This window comes from Allomuricauda sp. M10, assembly GCF_020782875.1.
In the GTDB taxonomy this organism is placed as follows: Bacteria; Bacteroidota; Bacteroidia; order Flavobacteriales; family Flavobacteriaceae; genus Flagellimonas.
The window spans coordinates 700730-713759 of record NZ_JAJGBN010000001.1; the positions used below are offsets into that span (position 1 = coordinate 700730).

14 protein-coding genes are annotated in these 13030 nt (G+C 43.9%); 3 read left to right on the top strand and 11 right to left on the bottom strand.

The window, feature by feature from the left end; translation table 11 throughout:
• Positions 1-103: 103 nt before the first annotated feature.
• The 6 genes from LKX84_RS03255 to LKX84_RS03280 form a co-directional block, all read right to left on the bottom strand.
• On the bottom strand, positions 104-970 hold the full coding sequence (locus LKX84_RS03255; RefSeq protein ID WP_228235683.1) for a polysaccharide deacetylase family protein: 867 nt from the start codon (positions 968-970) through the stop codon (positions 104-106).
• A 29-nt stretch (positions 971-999) separates the two neighbouring features.
• Positions 1000-2046: a DUF6090 family protein gene (locus tag LKX84_RS03260; RefSeq protein ID WP_228235684.1), complete on the bottom strand. Its 1047-nt coding sequence runs from the start codon at positions 2044-2046 to the stop codon at positions 1000-1002.
• 99 nt (positions 2047-2145) lie between these two features.
• Positions 2146-4191: an amidohydrolase family protein gene (locus LKX84_RS03265; protein WP_228235685.1), complete on the bottom strand. Its 2046-nt coding sequence runs from the start codon at positions 4189-4191 to the stop codon at positions 2146-2148.
• A gap of 221 nt (positions 4192-4412) precedes the next feature.
• Positions 4413-5294: a 4,5-DOPA dioxygenase extradiol gene (gene ygiD, locus LKX84_RS03270; protein WP_228235686.1), complete on the bottom strand. Its 882-nt coding sequence runs from the start codon at positions 5292-5294 to the stop codon at positions 4413-4415.
• A 67-nt stretch (positions 5295-5361) separates the two neighbouring features.
• Entirely contained in the window at positions 5362-5886 is a 525-nt protein-coding gene (locus LKX84_RS03275) for a YceI family protein (protein WP_228235687.1), read from the bottom strand.
• An 86-nt stretch (positions 5887-5972) separates the two neighbouring features.
• Entirely contained in the window at positions 5973-6800 is an 828-nt protein-coding gene (locus LKX84_RS03280; RefSeq protein WP_228235688.1) for a helix-turn-helix transcriptional regulator, read from the bottom strand.
• A gap of 216 nt (positions 6801-7016) precedes the next feature.
• On the opposite strand from LKX84_RS03280, the gene mtaB reads away from it, so the two are divergent.
• Entirely contained in the window at positions 7017-8345 is a 1329-nt protein-coding gene (gene mtaB / locus LKX84_RS03285) for a tRNA (N(6)-L-threonylcarbamoyladenosine(37)-C(2))-methylthiotransferase MtaB (protein WP_228235689.1), read from the top strand.
• Positions 8346-8394: 49 nt separating this feature from the next.
• Here the strand turns inward: mtaB and LKX84_RS03290 are convergent, their stop codons facing one another.
• Positions 8395-8688 carry a GNAT family N-acetyltransferase gene (locus LKX84_RS03290; protein WP_228235690.1) on the bottom strand — a complete coding sequence of 98 codons (294 nt, stop codon included), beginning with the start codon at positions 8686-8688 and terminating at the stop codon, positions 8395-8397.
• Positions 8689-8849: 161 nt separating this feature from the next.
• On the opposite strand from LKX84_RS03290, the gene LKX84_RS03295 reads away from it, so the two are divergent.
• Together LKX84_RS03295 and LKX84_RS03300 are read left to right on the top strand one after the other, a co-directional pair.
• On the top strand, positions 8850-9512 hold the full coding sequence (locus tag LKX84_RS03295; protein ID WP_228235691.1) for an alpha/beta hydrolase: 663 nt from the start codon (positions 8850-8852) through the stop codon (positions 9510-9512).
• A gap of 50 nt (positions 9513-9562) precedes the next feature.
• On the top strand, positions 9563-10534 hold the full coding sequence (locus LKX84_RS03300; RefSeq protein WP_228235692.1) for a lytic transglycosylase domain-containing protein: 972 nt from the start codon (positions 9563-9565) through the stop codon (positions 10532-10534).
• Positions 10535-10537: 3 nt separating this feature from the next.
• Here LKX84_RS03300 and LKX84_RS03305 read toward each other — a convergent pair whose 3' ends face one another.
• The 4 genes from LKX84_RS03305 to LKX84_RS03320 form a co-directional block, all read right to left on the bottom strand.
• Entirely contained in the window at positions 10538-11197 is a 660-nt protein-coding gene (locus tag LKX84_RS03305) for a peptidoglycan DD-metalloendopeptidase family protein (RefSeq protein ID WP_228235693.1), read from the bottom strand.
• Between the two features lie 119 nt (positions 11198-11316).
• On the bottom strand, positions 11317-11964 hold the full coding sequence (locus LKX84_RS03310) for a hypothetical protein (RefSeq protein WP_228235694.1): 648 nt from the start codon (positions 11962-11964) through the stop codon (positions 11317-11319).
• Between the two features lie 2 nt (positions 11965-11966).
• Positions 11967-12197 (bottom strand): DUF2188 domain-containing protein, encoded by a 231-nt coding sequence (locus tag LKX84_RS03315; protein WP_228235695.1) that lies wholly within the window; start codon positions 12195-12197, stop codon positions 11967-11969.
• 280 nt (positions 12198-12477) lie between these two features.
• Complete coding sequence (locus LKX84_RS03320) at positions 12478-12993, bottom strand: DUF2892 domain-containing protein (protein ID WP_163635391.1); 516 nt, start codon at positions 12991-12993, stop codon at positions 12478-12480.
• Positions 12994-13030: the final 37 nt, after the last annotated feature.

Consider the following 13030-nt stretch of genomic DNA (forward strand, 5'->3'; position numbering starts at 1 on the left):
CCTCAATCCTTTACGCTTTTCCGTAAGGTTTTGTCGTTTTATCAACATAAAAAGGTGTTTATAAGAAAGTTATAAAAGTTGGGTGCGCAGAAAACTCTTATGTTCAACCTTGCCAGCGTTGAGCAATGTCGCTCCAAGTCACCAATGCAATTTTATGCTTTTCGAGGGTTTTCCTTGTTTCTTCACTGGTAAAAAAATCAAAGTCCATTTGCCTCCATTCGGCCCCAAAATTGGGATGGTTTATGGCAATGGCCTGCATTTCGGGCTCATCAAAAGCGGGGTGGATCAAGATCAGGTTCAGGCCTGGTTGGAGGTTTTCCAAAATGTGTTGGTACCCTTGGGTAAACTGGCCTTTTTCAAAGTCGGCAATGGCACCCAAATAGGTATGGTCGATCGTCAGGTCGTTGGGGCCTATATGGGTTTTGGGGTCCAGTCCCACCATTTCCATCATCTGTTTGTTGATCAACACGGGGAGGCCATATGCTTCGCCCAACTTTTTGTACACGGTAAAAAAATCGGGGTGGGATCCCACGCTGTACATGTGGGAGTCCAAATGGGTAGGTCGCAGCCCCATCCGAAGGGCTTTTTCCATCTGGGCCCTCAGTTCTTTTTCCACTTCTTCCGCGGTGGCCTTTTCACGCAATTGTTCCCTTTTTCTAAAGAAATGTCCGTGCCCGTCCACCAAACCGGGTACTTCCGAAACGGGCAACACGGGACCAAAACGGTAGGTTTCCCATTCACAGGTGAGGGTAAGGTGCAAGCCCATATCGTATTGCGGGTGGTCTTTGGCAAAGAGGGCCATTTCATGAAACCAAGGGCAGGGCACCATAATGCTGTAGGAGTTCACCATGCCTTTTTCCAAGGCCTGTATGGTGGCCCGGTTTTCTGCATGGGACAGTCCGGCATCATCGGCATGGATCATCAAAAGTTTGGCCTGGGGATCATAACCCAATTGCTGTGCTTTGTTCATAGTTCAAGAATGATGACTTAAGAATGGGGTCATTGGACCACGGGAATAAATTCATAGTTTTTTTCGGAGAGATTAACGATCAACCGAAACGTTCCGGGTTCCGTGATGATATCCGGGCCAAACCATTCCAGTTGTCCCTTTGGGAAAGTGGCCCCGCCCCAGTTTACGTTCCAGCTCTTGTTTTCCCTAATCTTAACCCCGCCTCCCTTTAAGGTAACAACGGCTTCCCAAATGGCCTTCTTTTCGTCCACCAAGGTTAGGGGAGTATCATCCACCCAGTTTTGGTAGGTGGTTCCCTGGCCGATGATGCCAATATTTTCATACAGGAGCCTCACCTCGGGATACAGATCGCGAATTTGGGCCATGGAGTTGGTGGAGAGTTCAAGCAATTGACCTAATTCATTTTTTAAAAATTCCTTTTGTTGGGCCAGTTGCACCAATCCGGACCGGATTTCAGGTGTTTGCAGCAGGGATTTGGCCTTTTCCCAATCCTTTTGTTTAAAGTAGGCTGTATCGTTCAACATCCCCATAAAGAGCGAATACCCAAAGTTAACAGCTGGGACAGGCAAACCTTCCTTAATCAAAATGGCTGAAATGGGTTTGTCATTGGTTGATACATCTGAAGAGGCCAGGGATAGGTAATTGGTCAAGTTCCTTGCCAACAAGTTTTCATTCTTGTCCTTTGGGTTCACCACCATATTTTGAATATGAAATCCTATGGATGAGGTAAAAGCCTGAGGTTCGGATTCCAAATAAAAAAGAAGTCCGGGGATTTGTTCTATGTGCAGGGAGTCCGAAAAGTTGTATAGGCTATCCGCATACCGTTGTTGCAGGTATAATCCTGCCACATTTATGTTTAATAGTTGGGTTTCCAATTCCAGACCATTGTAGATCTGTTCAATAGTGGCTTGGTAATTTTCCTTTCGTTTTCGCTCCTCGTTCCAATTATTGATCTGCAGTGCGATCAAGATGCCAATGACCACAAGTACAATTTCCCCCGTAGCATAAACGAGGTATTTGGTGAACCTATTTTGGGCAAGTAATCGTTGCCTTATGGTGCGAAAGAATCGGATCACGCGAGGTTGGTTTCCCTAAATATATGATTTTTATGAATTTAGGGGATAAAAAAAGCCAGTAACAACAGCTACTGGCTTTTACATGCTATTTTGAAGGGGTTACTCCTTTACTTCGGGTTTTTCGGTGAAAGGGGTAATGCCAAATTCAGGATATACCTCGGAAGGGTAGTAGAACGTACCGCCCTTGCTCACCATGCCAATGGTCTTGATGGCCTTGATGTCTTCCACGGGATTGCCGGGCACCAAGAAAAAGTCGGCCAACTTGCCGGGTTCCAAGGTTCCCAAATCCGCTTGGCCAAGGTATTGGGCCATGTCGTAGGTGGCACGTTTCAACACTTCACCATTGGTAAAGCCCAATTGGTTTACGTACAGTTCCAATTCGCGGTGTAGGTTAAAGGCACCGCCCAAATCGGTTCCGGGCACAATAAAGATGCCTTTGTCCTTCATCATTTTAAGCGTCTCCACGATCTTTTCATAGGCTTCGCGATAGGCTTTGTCCTCCTCGTCATCGGCAATCTGGGCCATGGCCACTTTCAATCCCCGTTGGGCGTTCGGCGGCATATGGTCGATATAATCCTCGGAACCAGGAGAAACGGACCCGTTGCGGGAAAGCATCAATTTTTCATGGATGGCCAAGGTAGGATCGATCGCCGTTTCGTTTTTCACGAACAAACCTAGGGTTTCTTGCACTTTTGGACTGTTGAGGTCCAAACTTGGAAAGCGTTTCATAGCCGTTAAACGTAGCAAGGTACGGGTATCCTCTTCGGGATCCAACACCCAACCCAACATGGTCTGGTTGATGTGCGTCATCTCATCAAACCCTGCATTGAGCATGGCATTGGCGTTGGAGAAGGCAGGCACGTGTCCGGTCACGAAAAGTCCTTTTTCATGGGCTTTTTTCACGATAGCGGGTGCCCAATCGCCGTTCATGCTGTTGTAGAGTTTCACGCCATAGTACCCAAGACTGTCATAGGTATCCACAGCAGACAAGGCTTCGGCCTCACTGGTCACCACAATACCGTTGTTGGCGTTGTATTGGCTTTTTCCTTCAATAAAGCCCAAACGGGTAATGCGGGGTCCGGCCAAAACACCGTTCTCGATCTTGGAAATCAAGTCGGCCAGCACCTCGTTGTCGTTGCCCATATCTCGGAAGGAGGTCACCCCTGCCAACACGTTCAACAGGGCTCCATTATCGCCGGAGTGGGCGTGCATTTCGAATAGTCCGGGTACCAAGGTGCCACCGTTGCCAGAAATCACCACTTCGTTGTCGCCAGAGGCATCGGCCGCTTCAATGGCAGTGATCTTATCGCCTTCCACTACTACGGAAACAGGGTCGGAAACGGTCATGTTCTTCGCATCGAACACATGCACGTTCTGGATGCGCACCTTTTTGCCATAATTGTGGGCATATTGTTTTTGAAGAGTCTCGTAGCGTTGGGTAGAATAGTTTTCCGCAAGTTCACGCATGTCCTTTTCCACATTTTCATAGCCTTCACGGATCAGGATGAACCTTGGGGTGATGGCCGCAAAAAAGCGGTTGTCCCCATCCAAAATGAAATAAGAAGGGTTCAAGTCGGCCCCGGTAATAGCGTAGGTGGTCAAGGCCAATTCCCCATCCCCAGAAAGTTTAGGGATCAGTAGGTCTTCCATTTTGGTCAATTTCAGGTTACCTGCTGGCAAAACTGGAAGGGTGTTCTCTGGAGCGGCCAATAGCAAACGGGCGGCCAAAACGGTGGAGTAGGGGCTGCCAAATTGGTTTACGTACAGTTGGGGAGTGGTAACAGTTGCAGTACCAGATCCAGTGGCATCGGTCCAAGAGGCATTGCCACCTTCAATAGTAAAATGTTCGTCCACGGCGTTGCCAAAAGTGGTGTTCCCGGTGATTTTCCAATCGATGGGGTACCCTTCGGCATTCAGCACAATGGATTCCTTCATTGTCGGGCCTCGGCCATTGTTCTTGTAATCATAGTCGATGTTGATGGTGTCCCCAGCAGTGTTTGTCTTGAGGTACCCCACCTTGTTCTCGCCAAGGATCACGGTATAACTTTCATCGCCTTGGTAGTTGGCCAGGGATGAAATGGTTTCTTTTTTACAGGATTGGATCGCCAAAACGGTCAGGGCGATCACCAAAAATCGAAGTTTCATAAGGTTGGTTTTTTAAAGGTTTCAAGGTAACGATTTCCCTTCTATTTTGGGCGGTGGAGTTGTTAAGATATTCCTTAATTTCAGGGATTGAAAAGTATCAAAAAACCCCAGCGCCACTGGTACGTTGGCAACTGGGGCTTCCATCATCAATCAAAGTAAAGACGGTAATAATCCGAGGCGAAAGGATTACCTGATCTTGCTTTTAAATTTTTAAATATCCATTACGCAATCCGCAGGGACATCATACTGATCGAACCCCCTACGGTCTTGTCGTTGAATAGTTCCACTTCCTCTTTTTTATCCTTCAACGCCAGTGTGTAAAGCAGCGGTAAATAGTGCTCTGGAGTGGGAATGGACATTGCAAAACTACTCCCTTGCTTGTGGTATTGGATGAGGGCATCGTGATTGCCGTCCAAAATGAAACCTCTCATCTTGTCATTGGCCTCCTGGGCCCAATCCCAGGCGTAAGTGTCGTTCAGTTTTTGCCATGCTACCCTGCGCAGGTTGTGCACTACGTTCCCACTTCCAACTATCAATACCCCTTTATGTCGAAGACGTTCCAATTGCTGGGCCAGTTCGTAGTGGTATTGCGGGTCTTTGGTGTAGTCCAAACTCAATTGAATGACAGGCACATCCGCATCGGGGTACATATGTTTGATTACGCTCCAAGCCCCATGATCCAAGCCCCAATGATGGTCCAATTCCACTTCGGTCTTGGTGATCATGTCCTTGGTCTCTTGAGCCAGTTCAGGACTGCCGGGTGCAGGATATTGCACATCGAACAAAGCTTGCGGAAATCCCCCAAAATCATGTATGGTGGGCGGGTTCTGCATGGCCGTTACCTTGGTGCCACGGGTTTCCCAGTGGGCCGAAATACAAAGGATGACCTTGGGTTTTGCCACTTCCTTGCCCAGTTTGCGGAAAGAGGAAACAAATTCATTTTCCTCAATGGCATTCATGGGACTACCGTGTCCTAAAAAGAGCACTGGCATCTTTTCTGATAGGGGAAGGCTCTGATCGAGCGACCGTAATGTGCTTAAATTGTTCATGGTAGTGGTTAAAGGTACAATTCCCAAGATTTTGATAAATTCCTTTCTGTTCATTAAAGGGGGAACTTTAATTGACCCGGACCCTTTTGGAATCCGGGCAACTGGTATATCATAATTAGGCTTAGGCCTTTACAAATTGAACCTCGGCAGCAATTTTAACTTCATCGCTTACCAAAACACCACCGGTTTCCAAGGCAGCATTCCAGTTAAGTCCAAAATCCTTACGATTGATCTTTCCATTAAAGGAGAACCCGGCCTTTTCATTGCCATAAGGGTCTTTCATGAATCCACCGAACTCCACATCGAGCTCCACAGATTTGGTGATTCCCTTGATGGTCAAATCCCCGATCAGGGTATATTCGCCGTCATCGGTCTTGGTGATGCTGGTGCTTTCAAATTTCAATACGGGAAACGTTTCCACCTCGAAAAAATCGGCACTCTTCAAGTGTCCGTCCCTATCGGTATTGTTGGTAAAGATAGAGTCGGCATCTACGGAAGCGGTGATTTTGGCATTTTCAAAATCTTCTCCTTCGATTTTTGCATTGAATTTGGTGAACGATCCCTTTACATTGGAGATCATCAAGTGTTTTACTTTAAAGGTAAGTTCGCTATGGGTTGGGTCTAAATTCCAAACGGTTGTTGACATTGTATTACTTTTTATGTTTTAATGATGGTACAAAGATCCTGCAAGAAGTTGGGCAGGGGGTAATACCATTTGGAAGAAGGGTTGTACTATTTGGAAATGAGCTCTTTCATTTCGTCCCTAAAGTCGGAAGGGGTCTGGCCAGTCTTGCGTTTGAAGACCTTGGAGAAGTAGGCTTTTTCGTTGTAGCCCAGTTCAAAACCGATTTCGGCAATGGTCTTGTTGCTGTTGATGAGCAGATTTTTTGCCTCTGTCAATTTGCGCGTTTCTATGATTTCGCCAACGCTTTGTTGCATCACTTCCTGACAGATGAGGTTGAGGTTGCGCTCGCTCATGAACAGTTTTTCGGCATAGAAGGAGATTTTCTCCGGTCTCCTAAAATTTTCCTCCAAAATGCGCAAAAAATTGGCATACGTCTGGGAATGCGCATTGCTCGACTCCAGCTCCGGGTCTTCCGGTTTTTCGTTGTAGACCATGGTTAGCAAGGTAGTAAGTAGTTGTTTGATGACAGATAGGTTGGGGTTGGGGCGATTCACCTCGTCATGCATCATCTCACAAAGTGAAGTAAGTCTCCCAAAACAGCGATTGGTGGGCAGGGTTATGTTGGCCCTGATGTGAAAGTAGCTATACAGATTAAAGATGGTCTCCGACATGAACTCGCTCCTAAACCGGATGACCCAAAGGTCGCATTTGCCTTCATGGGTTTGAGGACGGAGCAGGTGGGGTTTTCCCTGGGTGACAAAGCTCACGAACGGGGCATAGACGGTCTCGTCATCAAAATCGATAAAATGGGAAATCTTGCCTTCGGCACCAATGATCAATTCCTCAAAATCGTGGACATGCGGTTCAATGCTCTGACCTTCGAGGGCTTTTGCGTCCGTTTCCGTAAACCTGAATATTTTGAAGAGTTTGTCCAAGGCGGTATTCCATTTTTTGCAGACTACGAAGGTAAGCCAAATGGCTCAAATCGACTCTTTGTTAAAATTGGAGTTAGCTTAACAACTCAAATGATGGAATGGTGGTTCCATACAACCTGTTGTTTCAATAAAGGGAGTGAGATTTTTCTAGAACAAACCAATACTTATAACTTCCAACAAATCACTATCTTTGCGGCCCTGAAACGCAAAAGGCATATGAACAAAAAGGTCGCTTTTTACACCCTCGGCTGTAAGCTCAACTTTTCCGAAACTTCCACGATTGCAAGGAGTTTTGAAAAGGAGGACTTTGAGCGTGTTGACTTTTCCGAAAAGGCGGATGTGTATGTGATCAATACCTGTTCCGTGACCGAGAATGCGGACAAGCGTTTCAAGACCATCGTAAAACAGGCCCAAAAGAGCAATCCCGATGCCTTTGTGGCCGCGGTGGGGTGTTATGCACAGTTGAAACCCGAAGAACTGGCCGCTGTGGACGGGGTGGATTTGGTGTTGGGAGCTACCGAAAAGTTCAAGATTACGGATTACCTAAACGATTTGACCAAGAACGACAAGGGTGAAGTACATTCCTGTGAGATTGAGGAAGCCGATTTTTATGTAGGCAGTTATGCCATCGGCGACCGTACCCGTGCTTTTTTGAAGGTTCAGGACGGATGCGATTACAAATGCACCTATTGTACCATTCCTTTGGCGCGAGGCATTTCGCGTAGCGACACCTTGGAAAATGTATTGCACAATGCGAAAGAAATTGCCTCAAAGGATATCAAGGAAATTGTATTGACAGGTGTTAATATTGGTGACTATGGGAAAGGCGAGTTTGGTAACAAACGCCATGAACATACCTTTTTTGATTTGGTAAAAGCTTTGGATACTGTGGAAGGTATTCATCGGTTACGAATCTCCTCCATAGAACCTAATCTTTTAAAAAATGAGACCATCGATTTTGTGTCGCAAAGCAATTCTTTTGTGCCTCACTTCCACGTGCCATTGCAAAGTGGTAGCGATGAGATCTTGAAGAAAATGCGTCGCAGGTACTTGACCAATCTCTATGTGGATCGGGTAAAGCGTATCAAGAAAGCGATGCCACATGCCTGTATCGGGGTAGATGTGATCGTAGGTTTTCCTGGAGAGACCGATGAGCATTTCCTCGAAACCTATCATTTCCTCAACCAATTGGATATTTCCTATCTGCACGTGTTCACCTATTCCGAACGGGATAATACGGTTGCCGCTGAAATGGGCGAAGTGGTTCCCATGAACGTGCGCAACAAGCGCAGCAAAATGCTTCGAGGTCTATCCGTTAAGAAAAGAAGGGCTTTTTATGAAAGTCAATTGGGTTGCGTGAGAACTGTTCTTTTCGAGGGAGAAAACAAAATGGGCTACATTCATGGATTTACCGAGAACTACGTGAAGGTAAAGGCTCTTTGGAACCCTGAATTGGTAAATACCCTGCGCCAGGTGGAATTGACCTCCATTGACGAGGATGGTCTGGTGCGTTTCGAATTTGTCCCTGAAAAAGTTATGGCATAAAAAAACCTCCCGGTTGTGAGAGGTTTTGCTTTTAGGGTGTTGTGTTGGCTCAGATACGGATGCCAACCGGCAACATTTCCTTATACTGTCTGTTTTTTCTCAAGAAACCTGCAATTTGAGGGCTGGTAGGTACCACTCTTAGGTTTTTTTCTTGGATTTCGTTTAATACGGCTTTGATGAATTCTTCTCTAAAGCCTTCTTGTTCAATTTCTTCTGGAATGACCAGTTTGGTAAGGAATACTTTGCGCTCTTGTGAAGAGTACTCGATTTTGGCTAAATGCCCATTGACCCTAGTTTCAAACTGGCGCAGGAAACTATTGTCATTGATTTCCATTTGTGTCATATAGTACTGTTTTGTTAATGACTCTGTAAAACCATCAAAGCGATGATTTTGGTGATCCCCATTAAATAAAATAATCCGTTAAGTGGGGTTAACTGCAAAAGGGGTACAAATTTAGTCAAAATATTGCTAATTTCCTAGGGCTTATCGATATTTGGTGTGATATGCCCGATAACAAAATCCATGTGTACCTTATGCCGGGAATGGCTGCGAACCCTTCCATATTTGATGGTATACACCTTCCTTCTGAAACATTTGAAACACATACCCTGGAATGGTTTGTTCCCGAAAAGGGGATGAGCCTACACGATTATGCCCAAAAGATGTGCGATAAGATTGCACACCCCAATCCAGTTTTGTTGGGGGTTTCCTTTGGGGGCATGTTGGTGCAGGAAATGGCCAAATGTATGTTGGTGCAAAAGGTCATTGTGGTGTCTGCCGTAACAAACAAGCACGAACTACCTAAAAAAATGCTCTTTGCCAAATACACCAAGGTGCATAAGCTATTGCCCACGGGTCTGGTAAACAATGTGGAACTGTTGGCCAAGTATGCCTTTGGGGAAACTGTGACCAAGCGTTTGCATTTGTACGAACAATATCTATCGGTTCGGGACAAGCATTATATCGATTGGGCCATTGACCAGATCGTCAACTGGAATCAGGAGGAGGAATTGCCCAATGTGGTGCACATTCATGGGGAGAAAGACAGCGTTTTTCCGATAAACAACATGAAGCATTGTATTCCAGTGAAAAACGGTACGCATACCATGATCATTCATCGGGCAAAATGGTTTAATGAACACCTCCCAACAATTATTTTACAGTAATTTCGTCTTTATAATAGTATCTTTAGGGTACTTTTTAAAAAAGTTAGGCTATGAAACACATCAAGAACATATTTGCATTTATAGGATTATTGGCAGTGGCAGGCACTTTTATTTTTGCAGTTCAATCCACGGATATTGAGGAAAAACCACAACAACCTGAAGTGGTCCAAGAAGAGGTTACTGACAAAAGCGTGCCAGACACCTATCAGATCAGCGCCATTGAAATTCCTGAAGACCTCAATTTTGCAGGAGAGCCTGTTCCGTTGGAAGATCCCGAGATTATGGAGCGTGTAGACCGCGAGTTTTTGGTGAACACCTATTGGCAATCCAATGCCGTGTTGATCATTAAACGTGCCAACAAATATTTTCCCATCATTGAGCCCATTTTAAAAAAGAACGGTATTCCGGATGATTTCAAATATTTGGCCGTGGCCGAAAGCGGATTGTTGAACGTGGTTTCTCCTGCCGGTGCAACGGGATTTTGGCAGATCATGAAAGATACGGGCAAGGAATACGGGCTTGAAGTGAACGCCAACGTAGATGAACGTTACCATGTGGAAAAATCTACCCAAGTGGCCTGTGATTATATCAAAAAATGGAAAGAACGCTTCGGTACCTGGACCTTGACCGCAGCCGCTTACAATGCAGGTCCGGCAGGCGTCCAAAAATACATGAACATTCAAAAGGTGGATGATTACTACAATCTTTTATTAGGCGATGAAACCGGTCGTTATGTGTTCCGTATCATGGCGATAAAGGAGATTATTTCCAACCCTGAAAAATATGGGTTTAAGGTAGAGGAGGAAGATATGTACAGCAAGGTGCCCACGTTTACCGTTGAGGTGGACAGTGCGGTGACCAGTTGGGCCGATTTTGCCAACCTTTACGAAATCAACTATAAAGTATTGAAGCGCCATAATCCTTGGTTGCGCGAACCCCATTTGAACAATACCACCCATAAAAAATACGTAATCGAGATTCCGAACAAAGGGTATTACCGTATTGGAAACGTTGGGAAATAGAGTCTAATATTTGAACAGAAAGTAAGGCGAAGGGAAATACGTTTCCACTTTCGGCAATAGTTCAGGTGAAATATATCCCCAATCCGTATATCCAGCATCGATGGCTTCCTGGGTCAGGATTTGAAGATGTACATGGCAGAACCAGCCGCCACTATCACTTTCTTTTCCTATAAAAGCAAACTCTTGCCCCGCTTTGATTTGGTCACCCACACTGCACAAATGTGGAGTTTTCAAGTGTCCATAGAACGAATAAAACACCACATCGTTGATGTCATGTTTTAGGATGAGGTAGCCACCATAGTTCCCAACCGTAGTTTCTTTCCCGGTTTTGTATACCTCGGCATCCAAAGGGGAAAACATTGGAGTGTTGTAGGGAACGACAATATCCAACCCGAGATGGTAATACCGTTGTTCTTCAATAATATTAGGATAAGCCCTTAAAAGGGTTTTGCGTTCTTCCAGATATTTGCCAATGCCCCATTGATGAGGGGAGGCGTCCAGTTCCTCAAAAATCATGTCGTTAAACTCCTCAAAATCAAATAGATTGTAATCCAAAACTTTTGGATTGTTGGAAGAAAAATCAAAGATGTACGGTTTTCCTTTTAGGAAATCACCAAATAAGGGATGGACGGTTACACCATTAAGGTTGAGGGGGTAGTACATAAAGCTGGCAAGTGAAATGTAAATCTAGTGAATGTGTAGTTATACAACGATTGTTGAATATTGATTCAATTATTTTGTAGAAAACAATATCTTTTTTTGAACTGTGAAATATTTACTTTTTAAGAATTCCAACTTTTTATTTCTCCAATATATTCGGCCATAGTCATTTCTTCAATTTCTTTTTTGGCAAAATCTTCGGCGTCGGTCGTATTATGGGTTGGAAAATATTTCAACATTTTTGTTTGGAATAATTCTGTGTTGAAATCAATGAAATCAGTATAGATTTTATTAGAACCGTTTAAATTTTCAAGCTTAATAGTTTCAGAAAACCATGCTCTTAAACAGCTAATTACTTTCACTGGGTTATCTTCATGATTTTTTATGTCAAAACCATTAATGTCAGAAATAGCTTTCATATACTCATACTTGTTGGTTTCAAGAATGAGAGATCTTTTGTCTTTAAACTCAGAGTCAAATTTTCTTAAGCCATAATCAACCCCGAGTTCAAAAGGCATATTTAGCCTATAATATTCATCTATAGATTTTGCTTGCAATCTGGAAAGATCATGAATTGAGTACTTTGACTCTTTCATTAAATTGATAATCTTATCTAACCTTGAAACTCCAGAATCTGATTCTTCAAGACTGATTCTTGGATTATAGCCGAAATAACAAATTGTAAATAATATTACTTGTAGAAGGTCAAAATATTTATCATCAAATGGGCAATTGATGAAAACGTTCTTTTCGTAGGTTTCAACTTTCATGCTTATCCTTTGGGCGGGAAAGGATCTCTTCCATATGAGTTTCTGTCTTGGATTCTGCCATCTTTTTTATGGATGTAAAGCTCGGTCTTTTCTTTTTTACTTAACTCTCTTCCGTATTTCACCGCATCTGATTTTCTGTCAAACGATTTGGAAACTCTTGTTGATCCTGACTTTTTTACGGCCCAACCACCTTTTTCACTTGAAGGAACCACATGATTAGATTTTTTAGCCATGATTTTTAATTTACTAATTAAATATACAACAAAAATTAAACCAAAAAGGTGAATGACTTATATAGATACCCTTCGTTTTTAAATTGTATGGACTAATATTGTAGCTATTTTGATACAGGTAAGTAAAGTAAAATGTTTTTACATATAAATTCGTAGCGGATTGACAGATTCTCTATTTGAATTGATGGATAGGGCTTATTGCGTGCAACCTTCCGGACGTGTCCAAAAATCAATGAAAACCAGGAATAATCCTTGGGATTATAAAAAGATAAGGAAATTTCTAAATCTTCTTCATCTGCTGTTGCATCATCTTGATTTGCTCGGTCAACATGTTGTTTTTGTCCAGTTTTTTGGCTTCCTGTAACAATTGGGTAGCTTCGCGTTTTCTGCGCTTTTGCATGGCAATACCCGCCAAGCTCAACTTGGCCATGGCCACATCGTAATCCATGGTCAGTCCAAACTGCAACGCCTTTTTGAAGAATTTTTCGGCCTGGGTCAAATTTTTCTGGGAGTAGATGATCCCCTGTAGATAGTTAAAGTACCCTTGCTGCTTGGTGATCAGGGCAGCGCTGGGGTTCTTTATCTTATCAAGCCATTTTTGGGTGCCTTCCAAGTCCTGTTTCCTCATCCTCAAGAAAGCCAATAAAATGAACTCGTTCCTGAAGTAAAGGAAGATGAAAACAAGGGAGAACAAGATCAAGGCAATGCCATTGCCAATGTTGCCTTCCACAAATTGATAAACGGCATAGGCAATGATAAGACCTGCGATAACGAGCTTGATATTTTTATTGAACATATCTCTGGAAATTTTTCCTAGGGTTAAGAGGTTGCAA

Excerpts from the sequence above, each read along its gene's own strand:
- LKX84_RS03315 (WP_228235695.1), bottom strand. The coding sequence starts at position 12,197 with ATGGCTAAAAAATCTAATCATGTGGTTCCTTCAAGTGAAAAAGGTGGT.
- LKX84_RS03275 (WP_228235687.1), bottom strand. The coding sequence starts at position 5,886 with ATGTCAACAACCGTTTGGAATTTAGACCCAACCCATAGCGAACTTACC.
- mtaB (WP_228235689.1), top strand. The coding sequence starts at position 7,017 with ATGAACAAAAAGGTCGCTTTTTACACCCTCGGCTGTAAGCTCAACTTT.
- LKX84_RS03265 (WP_228235685.1), bottom strand. The coding sequence starts at position 4,191 with ATGAAACTTCGATTTTTGGTGATCGCCCTGACCGTTTTGGCGATCCAA.
- ygiD (WP_228235686.1), bottom strand. The coding sequence starts at position 5,294 with ATGAACAGAAAGGAATTTATCAAAATCTTGGGAATTGTACCTTTAACC.
- LKX84_RS03290 (WP_228235690.1), bottom strand. The coding sequence starts at position 8,688 with ATGACACAAATGGAAATCAATGACAATAGTTTCCTGCGCCAGTTTGAA.
- LKX84_RS03295 (WP_228235691.1), top strand. The coding sequence starts at position 8,850 with ATGCCCGATAACAAAATCCATGTGTACCTTATGCCGGGAATGGCTGCG.
- LKX84_RS03300 (WP_228235692.1), top strand. The coding sequence starts at position 9,563 with ATGAAACACATCAAGAACATATTTGCATTTATAGGATTATTGGCAGTG.
- LKX84_RS03310 (WP_228235694.1), bottom strand. The coding sequence starts at position 11,964 with ATGAAAGTTGAAACCTACGAAAAGAACGTTTTCATCAATTGCCCATTT.
- LKX84_RS03305 (WP_228235693.1), bottom strand. The coding sequence starts at position 11,197 with ATGTACTACCCCCTCAACCTTAATGGTGTAACCGTCCATCCCTTATTT.
- LKX84_RS03255 (WP_228235683.1), bottom strand. The coding sequence starts at position 970 with ATGAACAAAGCACAGCAATTGGGTTATGATCCCCAGGCCAAACTTTTG.
- LKX84_RS03320 (WP_163635391.1), bottom strand. The coding sequence starts at position 12,993 with ATGTTCAATAAAAATATCAAGCTCGTTATCGCAGGTCTTATCATTGCC.